This is a genomic window from Streptomyces sp. NPDC005811 (genome assembly GCF_040630405.1).
Lineage (GTDB): Bacteria > Actinomycetota > Actinomycetes > Streptomycetales > Streptomycetaceae > Streptomyces.
Map to the genome: position 1 here is coordinate 1 of NZ_JBEXXK010000082.1, position 18568 is coordinate 18568.

At 73.0% G+C, this 18568-nt stretch carries 16 protein-coding genes; 10 read left to right on the forward strand and 6 right to left on the reverse strand.

The genetic code is table 11. From position 1 onward, the window contains the following. Positions 1–219: 219 nt before the first annotated feature. On the forward strand, positions 220–1944 hold the full coding sequence (locus tag ABZ490_RS48240; protein WP_359005994.1) for a sigma-70 family RNA polymerase sigma factor: 1725 nt from the start codon (positions 220–222) through the stop codon (positions 1942–1944). Here ABZ490_RS48240 and ABZ490_RS48245 read toward each other — a convergent pair. Continuing rightward, complete coding sequence (locus tag ABZ490_RS48245) at positions 1920–2285, reverse strand: helix-turn-helix domain-containing protein (protein WP_359005997.1); 366 nt, start codon at positions 2283–2285, stop codon at positions 1920–1922. The two genes, ABZ490_RS48240 and ABZ490_RS48245, sit on opposite strands and share 25 nt — an antisense overlap. Before the next feature lie 80 nt (positions 2286–2365). On the opposite strand from ABZ490_RS48245, the gene ABZ490_RS48250 reads away from it, so the two are divergent. Continuing rightward, complete coding sequence (locus ABZ490_RS48250; RefSeq protein ID WP_359006000.1) at positions 2366–2959, forward strand: NADP oxidoreductase; 594 nt, start codon at positions 2366–2368, stop codon at positions 2957–2959. Here the strand turns inward: ABZ490_RS48250 and ABZ490_RS48255 are convergent. Then, entirely contained in the window at positions 2944–3642 is a 699-nt protein-coding gene (locus tag ABZ490_RS48255) for a glycerophosphodiester phosphodiesterase (RefSeq protein ID WP_359006003.1), read from the reverse strand. The two genes, ABZ490_RS48250 and ABZ490_RS48255, sit on opposite strands and share 16 nt — an antisense overlap. 33 nt (positions 3643–3675) lie before the next feature. Further along, entirely contained in the window at positions 3676–4815 is a 1140-nt protein-coding gene (locus ABZ490_RS48260; RefSeq protein WP_359006006.1) for an adenosine deaminase, read from the reverse strand. Between the two features lie 178 nt (positions 4816–4993). Between ABZ490_RS48260 and ABZ490_RS48265 the strand changes: the two genes are divergently transcribed. Further along, complete coding sequence (locus tag ABZ490_RS48265) at positions 4994–5779, forward strand: DUF4190 domain-containing protein (protein WP_359006009.1); 786 nt, start codon at positions 4994–4996, stop codon at positions 5777–5779. Positions 5780–5813: 34 nt separating this feature from the next. Here the strand turns inward: ABZ490_RS48265 and ABZ490_RS48270 are convergent, their stop codons facing one another. Next, on the reverse strand, positions 5814–6371 hold the full coding sequence (locus ABZ490_RS48270) for an NADAR family protein (protein ID WP_359006012.1): 558 nt from the start codon (positions 6369–6371) through the stop codon (positions 5814–5816). A 211-nt stretch (positions 6372–6582) separates the two neighbouring features. On the opposite strand from ABZ490_RS48270, the gene ABZ490_RS48275 reads away from it, so the two are divergent. The 7 genes from ABZ490_RS48275 to ABZ490_RS48305 all read left to right on the forward strand — a co-directional run bounded on the left by ABZ490_RS48275 (position 6583) and on the right by ABZ490_RS48305 (position 14320). Next, the gene (locus ABZ490_RS48275) at positions 6583–8136 is read left to right on the forward strand and encodes a gamma-aminobutyraldehyde dehydrogenase (protein WP_359006015.1); all 1554 of its coding nucleotides are present in this window, start codon (positions 6583–6585) and stop codon (positions 8134–8136) included. A 52-nt stretch (positions 8137–8188) separates the two neighbouring features. Continuing rightward, on the forward strand, positions 8189–9424 hold the full coding sequence (locus ABZ490_RS48280; RefSeq protein WP_359006018.1) for a spermidine/putrescine ABC transporter substrate-binding protein: 1236 nt from the start codon (positions 8189–8191) through the stop codon (positions 9422–9424). Positions 9425–9429: 5 nt separating this feature from the next. After that, a complete protein-coding gene (locus tag ABZ490_RS48285; RefSeq protein ID WP_359006081.1) occupies positions 9430–10575 on the forward strand; it encodes an ABC transporter ATP-binding protein in 1146 nt (381 codons plus the stop codon). 1 nt (position 10576) lies between these two features. Further along, positions 10577–11521: an ABC transporter permease gene (locus ABZ490_RS48290; RefSeq protein ID WP_359006021.1), complete on the forward strand. Its 945-nt coding sequence runs from the start codon at positions 10577–10579 to the stop codon at positions 11519–11521. After that, on the forward strand, positions 11522–12322 hold the full coding sequence (locus ABZ490_RS48295; protein ID WP_359006024.1) for an ABC transporter permease: 801 nt from the start codon (positions 11522–11524) through the stop codon (positions 12320–12322). A gap of 14 nt (positions 12323–12336) precedes the next feature. Beyond that, the gene (locus tag ABZ490_RS48300; RefSeq protein WP_359006027.1) at positions 12337–13755 is read left to right on the forward strand and encodes an FAD-dependent oxidoreductase; all 1419 of its coding nucleotides are present in this window, start codon (positions 12337–12339) and stop codon (positions 13753–13755) included. A 124-nt stretch (positions 13756–13879) separates the two neighbouring features. After that, positions 13880–14320, forward strand: coding sequence for a hypothetical protein (locus ABZ490_RS48305; RefSeq protein WP_359006030.1), 441 nt, complete (start codon positions 13880–13882; stop codon positions 14318–14320). A 94-nt stretch (positions 14321–14414) separates the two neighbouring features. Here the strand turns inward: ABZ490_RS48305 and ABZ490_RS48310 are convergent, their stop codons facing one another. Together ABZ490_RS48310 and ABZ490_RS48315 are read right to left on the reverse strand one after the other, a co-directional pair. After that, positions 14415–16022, reverse strand: a complete 1608-nt coding sequence (locus tag ABZ490_RS48310; protein WP_359006032.1) for a PucR family transcriptional regulator — start codon at positions 16020–16022, stop codon at positions 14415–14417. A gap of 112 nt (positions 16023–16134) precedes the next feature. Then, positions 16135–18477 carry an ATP/GTP-binding protein gene (locus ABZ490_RS48315; RefSeq protein ID WP_359006035.1) on the reverse strand — a complete coding sequence of 781 codons (2343 nt, stop codon included), beginning with the start codon at positions 18475–18477 and terminating at the stop codon, positions 16135–16137. Positions 18478–18568: the final 91 nt, after the last annotated feature.

An 18568-nucleotide genomic window follows, 5' to 3' on the forward strand; every position in this document is an offset into this window, starting at 1 on the left:
CGCACCAAGCAAAAACGACGTCCTCCGGACGGGCACCCCGCCCCATTTTCCCGGCCCCGGGGTGAGGCCGAAAGGCCTCGGGATGACTGGCTAGGGGAGTTGTCGGGGTCGCCCCCTACGGGTGGCGAAAAACTGTTATCCCCCGGCCGGTCCGGCCGTCCCCTCGGGTGTGATCTCCGACATTGCCAACAGCGGGGTCCCGGCTGAGAGGGTGCGGGCATGAGGACGTACGCCGACGCCGGCGCCGAGGCCGGGCGGCACTGGCGGGCCACCATCGCCGCCGCGCAGGCCGGCGACCGGCAGGCGCTCGACGACCTGGTCGCGGGCTGGCTGCCGCTGGTCTACAACATCGTCGGCCGGGCCCTGAACGGCCACGCCGACGTCGACGACGTCGTCCAGGAGACCATGCTGCGCGCCGTCGGCAACCTCGGCTCCCTGCGCGACCCCGACAGCTTCCGCTCCTGGCTGGTGGCCATCGCCATGCGCCAGATCCGCGACCGGGCGCGCCGCAGGACCGCCACCCGCCTCGACGAGAGCACGGCCCCCGAAGGCGCCGCCGACTTCGCCGAACTCACCGTGCTCAGGCTCCAGTTGGAGGGCCAGCGGCGCGAGGTCGCGGAGGCGGTGCGCTGGCTGGACGGCGAGGACCGGCAGCTGCTGTCCCTGTGGTGGCTGGAGGTCGCCGGTGAACTCACCCGCCGTGAACTCGCCGCCGCCGTCGGCATCAGCCGGCAGCACGCCGCCGTGCGCGTCCAGCGGGTGAAGGAACGCCTGGAGGTCTCCCGGGGCATCGTGCGCGCCCTCGACGGCGCCTGCCCCGACCTGCGCGAGCTCACCGCCCGCTGGAACGGCCGCCCCGACTCCGTCTGGCGCAAACGGCTCGCCCGCCACATCCGGGGCTGCGGCTACTGCGGGGACACCCCCGAGAGCGTCGTCCCGGCGGAACGGCTGCTGGTCGGCATCGCCCTGGTCCCCGTCCCGGTCGGCTTCACGCTCTCCCTCGCCCTCGGCGGCAAGACCGCGGCCGCCGCGGCGGGCTCCGCCTCCGTCGGCTGGTCCGCGAAGGTGCTGGGCGCGCTGACCAAGCCCGCCGTCGCGATGACGGCCGGCGCCACCCTCGCGGCGGGCGGCGTCTACGTCGCCGTACAGACACCCGACGACCCGCCCCCGCGCACCGCCACCGCCCCCACGGCGGCGAGCACCGCCGCCGCACCGCCGCCCGCCGCGGCCAGCCCGTCCGCCTCACCGTCGGCGTCCCCCTCACCCTCCCCGTCCCCCTCCGTGACGGAGAAGAAGACGGCGAAGAAGACGGGGTACGGCAGTGTCGTCGACGCCGTGGACACCGCGCCGGACCCCGGCAGCCCGCCCGGCGCCCTGCCGCACCGGCCCGCGTCCGGCGTCACCAGCACCGGCGGCGCCCACGCCGTCATGAACCACCGCGGCGACGCGGTCACCCTCACCGGCCAGGGCTATGTCCTGGTGCGCTGGCAGATCTCGCCGCAGTACCGGGCCGGCAGCCTGGTCCCGCCCGCCTGGACGGGCCTGAAGGGCAGGCTGTTCCACGTGGCCTCGGGCGGCGGCCGCCGCATGGACGACCCGACGAGCGCCACCGACCCCACCGCCACCGGCATGGGCAGCGCCGCCACCGGCTACGCCGTCCTGCCCGCCGGCACCCAGCAGATGTGGCAGAACGAGTACTTCTACGTCGACGGCAGCGTCACCCTCACCGTGAACGAGCGCGGCGCCGACTACGGGGTGAGCGTCTTCCCCAGCACCTGGGACGCCGTGGAGAAGGACGTCCTCACCGGCCCGCCCGGGGGCGCGGGGCGCTACGGGCTGGTCCGCGACACCGGCGGCGACGACACCCCGGTCCCGCAGTACCTCACCCGGGACACCCCGGCCGACCCGGCGACGGTCCCTCAGGCCTCACGCGTCTCGGTGTAGCGGTCCTGCGCGTCCAGCACCTCGTCACCGTGGTCACGGGCCCAGACACCGAACGCCTCGATCGGCGCGAGCAGCGTCCGCCCCAGGGCGGTGAGCGCGTACTCGACCCGGGGCGGCGACCCGCCGTAGGAGCGCCGCGCCACCAGCCCGTTGAACTCCAGCCGGCGCAGGGTCTCGGTCAGCACCTTCTGGCGGACGCCGCCGATCTGCGCGAGCAGGTCGACGGGGCGCCGCGGGGCGTCCTTGAGGGCCCGGATCACCACCGGGTCCCAGGTGTGGGCGACGAGGTCGAAGGCGAGCCGGGTCCGGCAGTCGGCGAGGAAGTCCTGGTCGGCGGTCACGCACCGCATGGTGCCCGAACGGCTCCCTACCGTCGTGCCGGATCCCTGCACCGGCAGTGGCTCGCACCGAAGGAGGCTTCATGCGCGTGGGAATTCTCGGCACGGGCGGTATGGCGGACGCCCTCGGCACGCAGTGGAGGCGGGCCGGGCACGACGTGCTGACCGGCGGTCGTTCGGGGGGCCTGCGCCGGGCGGCCGAGCACGGCACGGACGCCGTTCTGCTCGCCGTGCCCTACGCGGCCGTGGTGGACGTGGTCGGCGGGCTCGCCGGCGTGCTGCGCGGCCGGGTGCTGATCGACTGCACCAACCCGGTGGGCCCCGACTTCGGCCTGCTCACCGCGGGCGGCCCGGCGGCCGCCGAACGCATCGCGGCCGCCGCGCCGGACGCGCACGTGGTGAAGGGGTTCAACCTCTGCCACGTCGGCGTCTGGCGTCTGACCCCGCCCGTCTTCGACGGCCGCCCCCTCGCGGTCCCGCTGTGCGGGGACGACGAGGCGGCCCTGTCCGTCGTACGGCGTCTCGTGCGCGACCTGGGCTGTGCGCCGCTGGACGCCGGCGGCCTCGACCGGGCCCAGCTGCTGGAGGCGACGGCGGCGCTGCTGATCCGGCTCTGGGTGGGCGAGGGCGCCGACGCCCAGGCGATCGCGCCGCCGTCGGCCTACGCGAGGGGCTGACGGGCGTCCCGGAGGCCGGTCAGCACGTCGATGCGGTTGGTGGTGATCGAGTCGACGCCCAGGGCGATCAGCCGGCGCATCGAGCGGCGGGTGTCCGGGGTCCACACGGACAACAGATGGCCGCCCCGGTGGACCCGGTCCGCCAGGGCCCGGTCGACCAGGGAGAACCGGTAGTTCAGCCAGCGGGGCTTGACCGCGTCGAGCAGGACCGGGCGCGTGGGCGCCAGGCTGGTGCGGGTCAGGGCGATCTCGGCGGCCGGGTCGGCCGCGCGGACGGCGAGCATCTCCTCGGCGCCCGCGCAGTAGTAGGCGCGGTCGGCCGCCCCCGCCTCGCGCACGGCGTCCACGACCCGCCGCGCCTGCCGTACGTCCCGGGTCCCCGGCAGATCGATCATCACCCGGCCGTCCCCGGTCGCCGCGAGCGCCTCCGCGAGGGTGGGCACCCCGCCGTCCGTCAGCCCGCGCACCTCGGCCGCCGACAGCGATCGCAGCGGCCGGTCCGCCCCCCACAGCCGCTTCAGCGTCTCGTCGTGCAACAGCACGGGCACACCGTCCCTGGTGAGGCGTACGTCGAACTCGACGGCGTCCGCGCCCAGGGCGAGCGCGGAACGCAGTGAGTCGAGCGTGTTCTCACGGAAGCGGTAGGGGGCGCCGCGATGGGCCACGGCAGTCAGCGTCTGCATGGGCCCATTGTGTCCGGGGCGGATGCCGCCGGTTCAGGCGGACAGCCACGCGGCGGTGTACGTGTCGATCTCGGCGTCGATCCGCGCCTTGCCGGGCGCGTCCAGGAAGGACGCCTCGACCGCGTTCTTCGCGAGGTCCGCCACGCCCCGCTCGTCGAGGCCGAGGAGCCGGGCGGCGACCGCGTACTCGTTGTTCAGGTCGGTGCCGAACATCGGCGGGTCGTCGGAGTTGATCGTGACCAGCACGCCCGCCTGCACGAACTCCTTGATCGGGTGCTCGTCGAGGGTGCGGACCGCGCGCGTGGCGATGTTGGAGGTGGGGCACACCTCCAGCGCGATGCGGTGCTCGGCGAGATGCGCGAGGAGCTTCTCGTCCCGGGCCGAGCTGGTGCCGTGCCCGATGCGCTCGGCGCGCAGATGGGTGAGCGCGTCCCACACGGTCTCCGGACCGGTCGTCTCACCGGCGTGCGGCACGGACCTCAGGCCCGCGGCGATCGCCCGGTCGAAGTAGGGCTTGAACTGCGGGCGCGGTACGCCGATCTCGGGCCCGCCGAGACCGAAGGAGATCAGCCCATCCGGCCGCAGCCGGTCGTCGGTGGCCAGCCGCGCGGTCACCTCGGCGGACTCGAGCCCCGCCTCGCCGGGGATGTCGAAGCACCACCGCAGCACGGTCCCGAACTCCGCCTCGGCGGCCTTGCGGGCGTCCTCGATCGCGTCCATGAAGGCCCGCTCGTCGATGCCGCGCCGGGTCGAGGAGTACGGCGTGATGGTCAGCTCGGCGTACCGCACCTGCTGGCGGGCCAGGTCCCGGGCCACCTCGTACGTCAGCAGCCGGACGTCCTCCGGGGTGCGGATGAGGTCCACGACCGACAGGTACACGTCGATGAAGTGCGCGAAGTCCGTGAAGGTGAAGTAGTCGGCCAGCGCCTCGGGGTCGGTGGGCACCTGGGAGTCGGGGTGCCGGGCGGCCAGCTCGGCGACGATCCGGGGGGAGGCGGAGCCGACGTGGTGGACGTGCAGCTCGGCCTTGGGCAGCCCGGCGATGAACGCGTGCAGATCGCGGGACCCGGCGTGCGCGGTGGGGCCGGCGGGCGTGCCGGACGCGGCGGCTGCGGCGGAGGCGTCGAGGCGGTCGGTCAAGGGGTCCTCCCCTGGGACGGCGTCCCCGGCCATGGGAGGGGCCGGACGGGACGCGGGTGATCGGCTGATCGGTGACTCCGGATCATCGTAGGCGAGGGCGGTCACGGGACGGCGCGGCCGGTGCGGGGGCCTGCGGGCTTTTCGGCCGGGCCCTCGGCGCTGTGGCTCGGGCCGTAGCATGACGGAACGTTCGACAGAGGGGACCTCGTGCATGTCCGACGACGCGCCGACTCCGGCCGGTGACGCCGGTCGCGGCACCTGGCCCGCACCTGCCCCCGCCGAGCCGGCCGCTCCCGTGGACGTGACGCCCGGGGTGCCGCTGGACAAGGCGCCGCAGGGGACCGGGGCGGACGCGACGCCGTCGGACCGTGCGGGTGCCGGCGGTGCGCCGTCGGACGAGGTGCGGCCGGACGAGGTGCGGCCGGACGACGTGCCCCTGGCGGAGGGCTCCGCCCCCGACCCCTCGCCCCTCTCCACCCCGGTGAGCGGCGCCGCCCCGCAGCCCTGGGCCGCCCCCGTCGCCCCCCAGCCGCACGGTGCGTTCGGAGCCTTCCCGCCGCCGGATCCGGCGACGCTGGCGGCCGGTCCGCCGCCCCACCCCTTCGCGCCGCCCCTCGTCCCCACCGGGGCGGTGCCCCCGCCGCCGATCTCCCCGGACGGCCCCGGCCGGATGCCGTACGGCCACCCCGGGGCCTACGGCTACCCCCTCCCGGCCCAGACCGGCTACCACTGGCCCGGCATGCCGCCCGTCGAGAGCAACGGGATCGGTGTCACCGCGATGGTGCTGGGCATCGCCTCGGCCGTGCTCTTCTGTCTGTGGCCGGCGGCGATCGTGGTCGGTGTCCTGGGCGTGGTCTTCGGCGCGATCGGCCGCCGGAAGGCGAGCCGGGGCGAGGCCACCAACCCGGGCCAGGCCCTGGCCGGGATCATCCTGGGCATCGCGGGCGTCATCCTCGGAGCGGGCCTGGGCACCCTGGTCTTCATGATCCCCGGCTAGGGCCGCCCCCACCTGCCGCGGGCCACCCGGCTCCTCACCCCTCCCGCAGCCGCTCCCGCGCCGCCATCAGCGCGAAGCCCAGCAGATTCGGCCCCCGCCAGCGCTGCGGGTCGGCCGCCGCCTCGTCGTCGGCCGCCAGGCCTATGCCCCAGACGCGGTCCACGGGGCTCGCCTCGACGAGGACGCGGTCGCCGGTGCCGAGGAGGAAACCGGTCAGCTCGGGGGCGGAGCCGAACTTGTGCACGCTGCCCTCGACGACGATCCGGAACCGCTCCCGCTGCCAGGTCTCCTCGTCGAAGCCGCGCACCAGCCGGCCCGCCTTCTTCGCCTGGGAGGGGTGCGCGGCGGCGAGCGCCCGGCGCTCCGCCTCCGCGTCGCCGAACAGACGGGCCTTCTCCGCCATCATCCAGTGCTCGGCCGTCGCATAGGCGACCCCGTCCACCACGAACGGTGACGGCCACCACTGGCTCAGACAGCTCGAACCCAGTCGGCCGTCCGGGCGCGGCCGGTGTCCCCAGAAGTGCAGGTACTTGATCCTGGCCCCCGCCCGGACCTCCCTGACCAGGGTGTCCAGACCATCGATCGTCTCCATGCACGCCAGCATGGCAGGCACCACTGACACTGCGTCCTGCCTTTTCCGTCCCGACTCGACACCTGGTCGACAGATTCCGTCGCGTAACCAAAAGGCAACAACGGAATCACTTGTTGGAGTGTCATTGCTCTGTCAGGATCGGCACTCAAATCAGGCTGGAGCTACGCCACCGGCCCCCGCGCAAGGCGGGGCGAAGGCGGAGGAGAGCGACATGCAGAACCCGGGCACCGCCACCCCGGACACCACCGACAGGTTTCCCGCGCGGAAACGTTTCGCGGACGGCGCTCAGTACATCGCGGGCCGCTTCACCCGGGGCACCTCGGGCCGCACCCACGCCGTGACCGACCCGGCCACCGGCGAGGAGGTGTACACGTACGAGCTGGCGTCCGCAGCCGACGTGGACGCGGCCGTCGCCGCCGCCCGCGCGGCCTTCCCCGGCTGGTCGGGCGCCACGCCCGGCGAGCGCTCCGACGCGCTGCACCGCCTCGCCGCCGTCCTCGCCGACCGCGCCGAGGACTTCGCCCGCGCCGAGTCCCTCCAGTGCGGCAAGCCGCTGAAGCTGACGCGCGAGTTCGACGTGCCGGGGACGATCGACAACACGGCCTTCTTCGCGGGCGCCGCCCGTCATCTCCAGGGCCAGGCCGCCGGGGAGTACTCCGGCGACCACACCTCGTACGTCCGCCGTGAGCCCATCGGTGTCGTCGGCTCCATCGCGCCCTGGAACTACCCCCTCCAGATGGCCGCCTGGAAGATCCTCCCGGCGATCGCCGCGGGCAACACGATCGTCCTGAAGCCCGCCGAGCTGACCCCGCTGACCTCGCTGCTCTTCGCGCAGGCGGCGACCGACGCCGGTATCCCCGACGGGGTGATCAACATCGTCACGGGGACGGGCAAGGAGGCCGGCGAGCACCTCGTGGGCCACCCCGACGTGGCCATGACCTCCTTCACCGGCTCCACCGCCGTCGGCAGGCGCGTCGCCGAGATCGCCACGGCCACCGTCAAGCGCCTCCACCTGGAGCTGGGCGGCAAGGCCCCCTTCGTGGTCTTCGACGACGCGGATCTGGAAGCCGCCGTGCACGGCGCCGTGGCGGGCGCGCTGATCAACACCGGGCAGGACTGCACGGCCGCCACGCGCGCGTACGTGCAGCGGCCCCTCTACGAGGCGTTCGTCGAGGCCACCGCCGCCCTCATGGCGGACGTCCGGGTCGGCGACCCGTTCGCGGCCGGCACGGACATCGGCCCGCTCGTCTCCCACGTCCAGCGCGACCGCGTCGCCGCGATCGTGGAGCGGGCACGCGCCTACGCACGCGTGGTGACCGGAGGCGAGGCCCCGCACGGCGACCGGGGGGAGCTGAAGGACGGCGCGTACTACCGTCCCACGCTCGTCGCGGACGCCGCCCAGGACAGCGAGGTCGTCCAGTCCGAGATCTTCGGCCCGGTGCTGGTCGTCCTGCCGTTCGACACCGACGACGAGGGCATCCGGCTGGCCAACGACACCCCGTACGGGCTCGCCTCCTCCGCGTGGACCCGGGACGTCTTCCGGGCCAACCGGGCGACACGCGAGATCCAGGCCGGGTGCGTGTGGATCAACGACCACATCCCGATCATCAGCGAGATGCCCCACGGCGGCTACAAGGCCTCCGGCTTCGGCAAGGACATGTCAGCGTATTCGTTCGACGAGTACACACAGATCAAGCACGTTATGTTCGATAACACGGCGGTGGCCCGGAAGCCCTGGCACCGCACGATCTTCGGGGACCGATAGTCACAGCCCCGGCCGCTCACCGCGGCCGGCTTCCCGAAAGGGCATCAAGCGCATGAGGCAGTACGAGCCCGATCGCCCGACCCCGGTCGAACTGGCCGCCGTGCGGCGCAGTCTCCGCAGTGGCCGGCTAGCCATGACCCGCCGGTCGCTGATGGGCGGCGCGCTCGCGTTGGGCGGCGCCGGGGCGCTGAGCGCCTGCGGCATCCCCGCGGCCGGCAAGAGCCAGGGCGGCGTGTCCGCAGACGACCACTCCGCGCAGGAGAAGGTCGTCAACTTCTCCAACTGGCCCGAGTACATCGACGTCGACGACAGCGGGAAGCGCCATCCGACGCTGGACGCGTTCCGCAAACGGACCGGCATCTCGGTCAAGTACACCGAGGACATCAACGACAACGACGAGTTCTTCGGCAAGATCCAGCCGCAGCTCGCCGCCGGCCAGGACACCGGACGCGATCTCATCGTCCTCACCGACTGGCTGGCCGCCCGCATGATCCGGCTCGGGTACGTCCAGAAACTGGACGCCTCCCACCTGCCGCACGCCTTCGCCAACCTCTCGGAGCAGTTCAGGAGCCCCGACTGGGACCCGGGCCGCGCCTACTCCTACCCCTGGCAGGGCATCTCGACGGTCGTCGCGTTCAACAAGAAGGCGCTCGACGGCGTCGAGGTGAAGTCGGTCTCCGACCTGCTCGACAACCCGGCGCTCAAGGGCCGGGTCGGCCTGCTGACCGAGATGCGCGACACCGTGGGCATGACCATGCTCGACATGGGCCTGGACCCGGCGAAGTTCACCGACGACGACTACGACGCGGTCATCGCCCGGCTCCAGAAGGCCGTCGACAAGGGCCAGATCCGCCGCTTCACCGGCAACGACTACACGTCCGACCTCAGCAAGGGCGACCTCGCGGCCTGTGTCGCCTGGGGCGGCGACATCGTGCAGCTCCAGGCCGACAACCCGGACGTCGACTACGTCCTCCCGGACAGCGGCTACATGACGTCCACCGACAACATGCTGATCCCCAACAAGGCGCGCCACAAGACGAACGCCGAGCGGCTCATCGACTACTACTACGAGCCCGAGCCGGCCGCCGAACTCGCCGCGTACATCAACTACGTCAGTCCGGTCGCGGACGTGAAGCCCTACCTCGCCAGGATCGACAAGTCGGCGGCGGAGAACCCGCTGATCCTCCCGGACAAGGCCACGCAGGCCAAGTCCCACGCCTTCCGCTCCCTGAGCTCGAAGGAAGAGACGGCCTACCAGCAGAAGTTCGCGAAGCTCACAGGGGCGTGACGATCATGACAAAGGACAGCAGCGGCGATGTCCGCCTCTCCGGCATCGGCAAGACCTACGGCGCCTTCACCGCCGTGCACCCGCTCGACCTGACCGTCCCGCAGGGCTCGTTCTTCGCCCTGCTCGGCGCCTCCGGCTGCGGCAAGACCACCACCCTGCGCATGATCGCCGGCCTGGAGGAGCCCACCAGCGGCACCGTCCACCTCGGCGACCAGGACGTCACCGCCCTGCCGCCGTACAAGCGCCCGGTGAACACCGTCTTCCAGTCCTACGCCCTCTTCCCGCACCTCGACATCTTCGAGAACGTCGCCTTCGGCCTGCGCCGGCGCGGCATCAAGTCCGTGAAGAAGCAGGTCGAGGACATGCTGGAACTGGTCCAGCTCGGCGAGCAGGCCCGCAAGAAGCCCCATCAGCTCTCCGGCGGCCAGCAGCAGCGCGTCGCCGTCGCCCGCGCCCTCATCAACCACCCCAAGGTGCTCCTCCTCGACGAGCCCCTCGGCGCCCTCGACCTCAAGCTGCGCCGCCAGATGCAGCTGGAGCTCAAGCGCATCCAGACCGAGGTCGGCATCACCTTCGTGCACGTCACGCACGACCAGGAGGAGGCCATGACGATGGCCGACACGGTCGCCGTGATGAACGCGGGCCGCGTCGAGCAGCTCGGCTCGCCCACCGACCTCTACGAGAACCCGCAGACCACGTTCGTCGCCAACTTCCTCGGCACCTCCAACCTCATCGAGGCCGAGGTCGACACCAAGAGCGGCGACGACATCGTGCTGCGGGCGGGCGGCGGCAAGCTCGTCCTGCCCGAGGCGCGCTGTTCGGCGCCCACGACCGCGGGTGGCAAGGTCCTGGTCGGCGTCCGCCCGGAGAAGATCTCCCTCACCCACGCCGACGACGCGGGCGAGATCCCCGAGGGCCGCAACCGCATCACCGGGAAGATCGCCCACTCCTCGTTCATCGGCGTCTCCACCCAGTACGTCATCGACAGCACGGTCTGCCCCGAGTTCGAGGTCTACGCCCAGAACATCGACCGCGACGCCCGTCTCGTCCCCGGCGCCGACGTCGTCCTGCACTGGAGCCCCGGCCACACCTTCGGACTGGACGCCGCCCAGGACATCGACGCCGGCATCGACGAACAGGCGGCGGTCTGAGATGGCCACACTGACCGAGGCACCCCCGCCGCCCCCGCCCGTCTCGCCGCCGACCCCGGCACCCCAGAAGAAGCCGCCGCGCAAGCGGGGCCGGCTGACCCCGTACTGGCTGCTGCTGCCCGGCCTGCTCTGGCTGGTCGTGTTCTTCGCGCTGCCGATGATCTACCAGGCCTCCACGTCCGTGCAGACGGGCTCCCTGGAGGAGGGCTACAAGGTCACCTGGCACCTGGCGACCTACTGGGACGCGCTGAGCGAGTACTGGCCGCAGTTCCTCCGCTCGGTCCTCTACGCGACCGCCGCGACGGTCCTGTGCCTGGTCCTCGGCTACCCGCTGGCCTACCTGATCGCCTTCCGTGCCGGACGCTGGCGGAACCTGATCATGATCCTGGTGATCGCGCCGTTCTTCACCAGCTTCCTGATCCGCACCCTCGCCTGGAAGACGATCCTCGCCGACAGCGGCCCGGTCGTGTCGTTCCTCAACACCGTGCACGTCCTGGACGTCACCGACTGGCTGGGCTGGACCTCCGGCGACAGAGTCCTCGCCACCCCGCTCGCCGTGGTGTGCGGACTGACGTACAACTTCCTGCCGTTCATGATCCTGCCGCTCTACACCTCCCTGGAGCGCATCGACGGACGGCTGCACGAGGCGGCCGGCGACCTGTACGCCACCCCGCTCACCACCTTCCGCAAGGTGACCTTCCCGCTGTCGATGCCCGGAGTCGTCTCCGGCACGCTGCTCACCTTCATCCCGGCGGCCGGTGACTACGTCAACGCCGAACTCCTCGGCTCCACCGACACCCGCATGATCGGCAACGTGATCCAGACGCAGTTCCTGCGCGTGCTGGACTATCCGACGGCGGCGGCCCTCTCCTTCATCCTGATGGCCGCGATCCTCCTCATGGTCACCCTCTACATCCGCCGGGCCGGGACGGAGGATCTCGTCTAAATGTCTGTCCTCAACTGGCTCAAGCGCCATCTCGTCGTCATCGCGGGACTGCTGACCCTCGGCTATCTCCTGCTGCCCAACGTCGTCGTCACGGTGTTCTCCTTCAACAAGCCGAAGGGACGCTTCAACTACGAGTGGCAGCAGTTCTCCCTCGACGCCTGGAAGGACCCCTGCGGTGTCGCGGGGATGTGCAACTCGCTGTCGATCAGCCTCCAGATCGCGATCTGGGCGACCATCGGCGCCACCCTGCTCGGCACGATGATCGCCTTCGCGCTGGTCCGCTACCGCTTCCGCGCGCGGGGCTCCGTCAACTCGCTGATCTTCCTGCCGATGGCGATGCCCGAGGTCGTCATGGCCGCCTCGCTGCTCACCCTCTTCCTCAACCTGGGCGCGCAGCTGGGCTTCTACACGATCCTGATCGCGCACATCATGTTCTGCCTCAGCTTCGTCGTGGTCGCCGTCAAGGCCCGCGTGCTGTCCATGGACCCGCGCCTCGAACAGGCCGCCCAGGACCTGTACGCGGGGCCGGCGCAGACCTTCCTGCGGGTCACCCTGCCCATCGCGGCCCCCGGCATCGCCGCCGGCGCGATGCTCGCCTTCGCGCTCTCCTTCGACGATTTCATCATCACCAACTTCAACGCGGGCTCGACCGTCACCTTCCCCATGTTCGTCTGGGGTTCGGCACAGCGCGGCACGCCCGTCCAGATCAACGTCATCGGTACGGCCATGTTCCTGATCGCCGTCCTGCTCGTCCTGACCTCGATGGTCATCGGCAACCGCCGCAACAAACAGAAGGCATAGAGGGAGTTGAAATCATGGCCCCAAGCGCCATGAACCGGTGGATCACTTCTCTTTCCGACGCCCAGCCGTCGCCGTACTGGCTGGAAGACCCCGGCAAGCCCCACCCCGAACCCGCGCTCACCGGCGCCGACAGCTGCGACCTGCTGGTCGTCGGCGGCGGCTACAGCGGACTGTGGACCGCGCTCGTCGCCAAGGAGCGCGATCCACGCCGGGACGTGGTGCTGCTGGAGGGCCGCGAGGTGGGCTGGGCCGCCTCGGGCCGCAACGGAGGCTTCTGCGCGGCCTCCCTCACCCACGGGCTGCCCAACGGGCTCGCCCGCTGGCCCGACGAGATCCGCACCCTCCAGGAACTGGGCGCGCGCAACCTCGACGAGATCGAGGCGGCCATCGCCCGGCACGGCATCGACTGCGACTTCGAGCGCACCGGCGAGATCGACGTGGCCACCGAGACGTACCAGGCGTGGGAACTGCGCGACTGGTACGAGGAACTCGAACGCAAGGGCCTCGCCGAGGGCCTGGAGTTCCTCGACGCCGACCAGGTCCGTGAACAGGTCGCCTCGCCCACCTTCGAGGCGGGCCTGTACGACCGGCGGGGCGTGGCCATGCTCCACCCCGCCAAGCTGGCCTGGGGCCTGAAGCAGGCGTGCGTCCGGCTCGGGGTCCGCGTCCACGAGCACACCCCCGCGCTGGACCTGAAGCCGTACGGCGCCGGGATGACCGTCCGCACGCCCTACGGCCGGATCCGGGCCCGGCAGGTCGCCCTCGGCACCAACATCTTCCCGAGCCTGGTCAAGCGGGTGCGGGCGTACACCGTCCCCGTCTACGACTACGCCCTGATGACCGAGCCGCTCACCCCCGAGCAGCTCGGCGCGATCGGCTGGAAGAACCGGCAGGGCCTCGGTGATTCCGCCAACCAGTTCCACTACTTCCGGCTGTCCGCCGACAACCGGATCCTGTGGGGCGGGTACGACGCGATCTACCCGTACGGCGGCCGGGTGCGCGCCGAGTACGACGACCGGCCGGAGACGTACGCCAAGCTCGCCGGCCACTTCTTCACCTGCTTCCCGCAGCTGGAGGGCGTCCGCTTCACCCACGCCTGGGGCGGCGCGATCGACACCTGCTCCCGCTTCTCCGCGTTCTTCGGCACGGCCCACCACGGGAAGGTCGCCTACGCCGCCGGGTACACGGGCCTGGGCGTCGGCGCCACCCGCTTCGGCGCCGAGGTGATGCTGGACCTCCTGGCCGGGGAGGACACCGAGCGGACCCGGCTGGAGATGGTCCGCAGGAAGCCGCTGCCGTTCCCGCCCGAACCGTTCGCCTGGACCGGCATCGCCCTCACCAAGTGGTCACTGGCCCGGGCCGACGCGCACGGCGGGCGGCGCAACCTGTGGCTGCGGACCATGGACCGGCTGGGCCTCGGCTTCGACAGCTGACCCCGCCCCCCGGCCGCTGTGACCTGGTTCACTCCAACGGGTGGCGAGAACCCGCGTAATGCCGGGCCGGAACCTCCCTCTCCCTCGTGACGCGACCGCGTCGACGACAGAGGGAGGTCCTCTCATGGCTGGGGCGAAGTCGGCGGCCGAGTGGCTGGCATCCGTCGCACCGGATCCCGAGGCCTGCCGCTGGGAGTGGGAGCGGGGCCCCCTGGGGGTCGCGCTGCTGCCGGCGGGCAGGGCCTGGGACGTGCTCATCCTGCCGGGCGTACTCGGCTATCCCACGCTCGACGTGCTCACCCGCATCCTCGACCGGCCCGGACCGGTGCTGGTCGACTTCGGGGACGACCGCATGGGCTTCTTCGTACCGCCCGGCACGGCCGCGAACTGGCTCGGCACCGGCATCCGCACGGCCGGCGCCGGCACCTGGATCGTCGTCCCCCACCCCGCCCACTCCTCCGGCACCGTCCGCTGGCTGATCCCCCCGGACGGCACGGGAACGCTGACGGATCCGGCCTTGCTGGAACTCGCCATGCACGAGGCGGCCGCCGGCTTGGCCGACTAGACGTGTGCCGCGATCCGTCGTCGGTCGGCCGCTGCGCCGCTGTGGCTGGTCGCGCGGTTCCCCGCGCCCCTTGGCGGTGCTGCGCACCCGTTTCTCACTCCGGCGCCGTCGCCTTCAACGCCAGCCACAGCTCCATCCGTACATCCGGATCGTCCAGGGAACGCCCGAGGATCTCCTCGACCCGCCGCATCCGGTAGCGCAGCGTATGCCGGTGCACCCCCAGGTCGGCCGCCGCCGCGTCCCACTGCCCGTGCCGGGACAGCCAGGCGCGCAGGGAGGCCACGAGGTCGCCGCGGCCGGTCGCGTCGTGCTCGCGCAGCGCCCGCAGCAGACCGTCCGCGAACGCCTTCACCGCGTCGTCCGCGAGCAGCGGCAGCACCGAACCCGCCGCCAGCTGCTCGTGCTCGACGAGGACCCGGCCCCGGCGCCGGGCCACCGACAGCGCCTGCTCGGCCTGCCGGTACGCCGCTGCGGCCGCGATCGGACCCGCGGGCGCCGACAGACCGACGACCAGTTCCTCGTCCGTGCGTTCCCCGCCGTCGGCGCGGGCCGCCTCCAGGGCCGCCGCGCACCGGTCGACCGCCGCGACCGCGCCGCCCCCGTCCGCCGCCAGCACCACCAGCCGCTCGCCCTCGGGCACCACCAGGACGGCCTCGCCGGACCGGGCGGCGGCGGACTCGACCACCTCGGTCAGGCCGCCCAGCGCGTCCCCGTCCGTCTCGGCCCCGGCCGGCCCGGGTTCCGCCACGATCACCCGGAACGGGGCGTCCAGCAGCGCGCCGTACAGCTCGCCGGCGACCGCCCGGGCGTGGTCCGGCTCGCCCGCCAGGAGCATCCGCAGCACCGCCGTACCGATCCGCTGCTCGGCCGCCTGGAGGGAGCGGGAGCGTTCCGTGGCGAGGGTGAGCAGGGCGATCGCCGAGTGGACGGCGTAGCGCTCGGCGGTGCCGAGGGCGGCCGCCGTGCCGACGGCGAGCGCGGCGCGCGGCCGGCGGCCGGAGCCCAGGGTGTGCAGCTCGACCCGGTCGGTGTTCTCGGCGCTCTCGCCGCCCTCGGCCGGACCGGCTCCGCCGACCACCGCCGAGGCGGGCGCCGGGCGCTCCCGCAGCCGCTCCACGTCCGCCGTGAGCCGCGCGGCCCGCCGGCCCGCCCACTCCGGGGCGGCCGCGACGACGGCGCCCGAGGCGTCGTAGAGCGCCGCCCAGCCGTCGACCTGCGCGGCGAGCGCGGTCAGCAGACCCTCCGGGCCGTCCGTCAGCGCCTGTTTCGTCAGCTCCCGCTGGGCGGCGAACCCGGCCGTCACCGCCCGGTACTGATCGGCCGCGATGGCCGCCGACACCGCCTTGCTGATCGCGAGGAACGGGGTACGGCGCGGCACCTCCAGCAAGGGCAGGCCCTCCTCCTCGGCCGCGTCCACGAGCGCCTTGGGCACCTCGTCGTAGTTGACGCCGACCGCGAAGCCGAGCCCGACCACCCCGGCCCCGGCCAGGCGCTTCACATAGCGCCGCATGGCCTCGGGGTCCTCCGCGTCCAGCTTCAGCGCGGTGATCAGCAGCAGCTCCCCGCCCTCCATGTACGGCACGGGGTCCGCGAGCTCGCTGACATGGGCCCAGCGCACCGGCACGTCCAGACGGTCCCCGCCCGCCCGCACGGTGAGCTTCAGCGCGGAGTGGTGGACGAGCTGGGCGAGCGTGGGAGGCATGGGGCCTTCAGACAGCTGGGGACGGGGGAGAGGCTGAGGGGTGGTCCTTGGCCGCTCCGTATGAAGGGCCTGTGCCGATTCTGCCTCACCGTACGGTCCCCCGTACGCCCCTTCAGCCCCTCAGGTCCACCAGCAGCGGAGGTGTGTGCTCGCCGCCGACGCCCGTCAGGGACAGCACCGCGTGACCCGGCGGCACCTCGTGCGCCAGCTGGGACGCCGACCAGCGCTCCCGCTCGACCTGGCGCACGGTCACCGCGTCCGTGGTCACCGCCTTGCCGGTCACCAGCTTGCGCAGGGCGTGGATGGCCCGGGTCATCGGCTGGTCGGCGAAGACGGTGTGCTTGGCGACCTCCGTGGTCTCCACCCACTCGGTGCCCCAGGTCTGCGCGAACCGGCCGCCGTCCCAGGTGGTGATCCCGGAGAACGCCATCCGGCACCCCACCGCCCCGTACAGCGGCCCGTGCAGCGCCTCCGGCACGTCCGCCACCGAGCGCAGGGCGAGGACCACGCCCGCGTTCTGCGAGCGCAGCCGCTGGATCCGGCGCACCGCGTCGGCGGTCACCGTGCCGGTCGCGTCGTCCAGGACCAGACAGGCGAAGTGCGCCCGCCGCCCCTCCCGTACGACGGCCTGGAACTGGGCGAGGAGCAGCCGGGTGATCAGCCGGCCCGCCTCCTCGTGGCCCCGCTCGGGCAGGTCGACGCGGACCCGCAGCGGATGGTGGGCGACCGCGCGCAGCGAGAACGCGCGGTGGCCGTCGTCGCCCCCGCCGCCGAAGAACCCGGCGAACACCGGCCGGTTGAGCAGCGCGAGCCGGTCGGCCAGGGCGCGGCCCGGGTCGCCCGGTGTCCCCGTCTGGCGGATCCGCGCCTCCAGCTCCCGGCGCATCACCTCGTCCCCGGCCACCGCCTCCCGCAGCGCGCCCAGCGCGCCCGGCTCGCCCTCCAGGAGTTCGCGCAGGTCGGCCAGGGCCGGGAAGCGGCCGTGCGCGGCCCGGTAGGGGCCCAGCAGCTGGGCGAGCGCGGTCGCCGCGCTCTGGCCGCCCACCGTGTCCAGGTCGCCGACCAGCGCCTCGGCGAGGATCCCGGCCGCCTCGTCGGGGTCGTCGGACTCGGCGTAGGGGTCCAGGTCGTGCACGGAGGACGGGTCGCCGATCCGGACGATCACGTCGTAGGAGGAGTCGGCGCCGAGCGGGCCGCCGCCGGGGGAGGAGACCGCGACCACCGCGCAGCCGCCGGTCAGCGCCTGGAGCGCCAGGGCCTCCGTCAGCGGCTCGACCAGGGTGCGGGTCTTGCCGGAGCCGGACGGGCCGATCGCGAGCAGCGAGGTGCCCAGCACGTCCGGGCCGAGCGCGGCGCCCGCGTCGTGGTAGGCGGCCGGGGCGCGCTCGGCGGCCACCCAGCGGCCGATGCGCACCTGGCCGGCGAGCAGGTCGTGGCGGGCGGCGCGGCGGGGCAGGTCGCGGGCGCCGGAGGGGTGGACCCAGGCGGCCCCGCCCTGCCGCAGCACGGTCTCCCGGAACTCCGGCAGCCCCACCGTCCACGCCCGCCGCACCCGCGCGCAGTCCACGTCGTTCATCCGTCCGGCGGCCACCTCACCGGTCAGCAGCTCGGCGGCCTCGACCTGCCCGGCGTCCCGCAGCTCGGGCCACTGGGCGGGGGGCCGGACGACGGCGGGCGCGGCGGTCTTCGGGTCACGGCGCGCGGCGAGTCGTTCCTTCAGATACGGCAGCCAGCCGCCGGCCCGGGCGAACGGCCACACCACCAGCAGGGTGATGGCCGTGTACAGGGTGTCCGTGAAGAGGACGGAGGCGAACAGCTCGTAGCTCCCGCTGACCAGGACGATCAGCGAGAACAGAGGGTCGACGACCGGCAGCGCGTCCCAGCCGACCCCGAACGCGCCGGGGAACACGAAGCTGAGGGAGGCCAGCGCGCACAGCAGGGCGAGCAGGGCGCGGACGGGCTGCGGACGGCGGCCCACGAAGTGCCCCAGCGCCTGCGACCAGCCGCCCAGCCGGCCCATGGAGAACAGGAGGACCGCGAAGAAGACGCCGTCGTAGACCACCCGGGCCTCGGCGCCCTCATTGGTCTTCGGCGAGGCGATCGTGCCGCCCCACCACCAGTCGCCCGGCGTGAACAGCCGCAGCAGCGTGAACTGGTACGGCAGGCTGCCGCGCCGCCACAGCGACCACAGCACCAGCGCCACCACCAGCGGGACCAGCATCCCGATCACCGTCACCGGCGCCAGCCGCTCCACCGCCCGCTCGCCCTTCGGCGGCCGGTACCCGAACCGCCAGATGCCGGGCTTCGCGGCCGGCCGGGGCTCGTCGAGCCAGCTCCCCACGGCCGACGCGGGCGGCGGGGCCGCGGGTCGCGGCGGCACCGCCGGAGGCCCCGCCGGGCGCGGCACAGGATTCGCATGCGTACCGCGCGCGTCCCGCATCCCGTCGCTGTCCATCGCCCTTGCCCCCTGACCAGCCGCTCCGTCCACCATCAGCGGTCAATCTAACGCCCCCGCAAGGGGAGTTCACCGCATACGGGGCCGGGCC

Excerpts from the sequence above, each read along its gene's own strand:
- ABZ490_RS48250 (WP_359006000.1), top strand. The coding sequence starts at position 2,366 with ATGCGCGTGGGAATTCTCGGCACGGGCGGTATGGCGGACGCCCTCGGC.
- ABZ490_RS48315 (WP_359006035.1), bottom strand. The coding sequence starts at position 18,477 with ATGGACAGCGACGGGATGCGGGACGCGCGCGGTACGCATGCGAATCCT.
- ABZ490_RS48290 (WP_359006021.1), top strand. The coding sequence starts at position 10,577 with ATGGCCACACTGACCGAGGCACCCCCGCCGCCCCCGCCCGTCTCGCCG.
- ABZ490_RS48295 (WP_359006024.1), top strand. The coding sequence starts at position 11,522 with ATGTCTGTCCTCAACTGGCTCAAGCGCCATCTCGTCGTCATCGCGGGA.
- ABZ490_RS48285 (WP_359006081.1), top strand. The coding sequence starts at position 9,430 with ATGACAAAGGACAGCAGCGGCGATGTCCGCCTCTCCGGCATCGGCAAG.
- ABZ490_RS48255 (WP_359006003.1), bottom strand. The coding sequence starts at position 3,642 with ATGCAGACGCTGACTGCCGTGGCCCATCGCGGCGCCCCCTACCGCTTC.
- ABZ490_RS48265 (WP_359006009.1), top strand. The coding sequence starts at position 4,994 with ATGTCCGACGACGCGCCGACTCCGGCCGGTGACGCCGGTCGCGGCACC.
- ABZ490_RS48280 (WP_359006018.1), top strand. The coding sequence starts at position 8,189 with ATGAGGCAGTACGAGCCCGATCGCCCGACCCCGGTCGAACTGGCCGCC.
- ABZ490_RS48310 (WP_359006032.1), bottom strand. The coding sequence starts at position 16,022 with ATGCCTCCCACGCTCGCCCAGCTCGTCCACCACTCCGCGCTGAAGCTC.
- ABZ490_RS48260 (WP_359006006.1), bottom strand. The coding sequence starts at position 4,815 with ATGGCCGGGGACGCCGTCCCAGGGGAGGACCCCTTGACCGACCGCCTC.
- ABZ490_RS48240 (WP_359005994.1), top strand. The coding sequence starts at position 220 with ATGAGGACGTACGCCGACGCCGGCGCCGAGGCCGGGCGGCACTGGCGG.
- ABZ490_RS48305 (WP_359006030.1), top strand. The coding sequence starts at position 13,880 with ATGGCTGGGGCGAAGTCGGCGGCCGAGTGGCTGGCATCCGTCGCACCG.
- ABZ490_RS48275 (WP_359006015.1), top strand. The coding sequence starts at position 6,583 with ATGCAGAACCCGGGCACCGCCACCCCGGACACCACCGACAGGTTTCCC.
- ABZ490_RS48270 (WP_359006012.1), bottom strand. The coding sequence starts at position 6,371 with ATGGAGACGATCGATGGTCTGGACACCCTGGTCAGGGAGGTCCGGGCG.
- ABZ490_RS48300 (WP_359006027.1), top strand. The coding sequence starts at position 12,337 with ATGGCCCCAAGCGCCATGAACCGGTGGATCACTTCTCTTTCCGACGCC.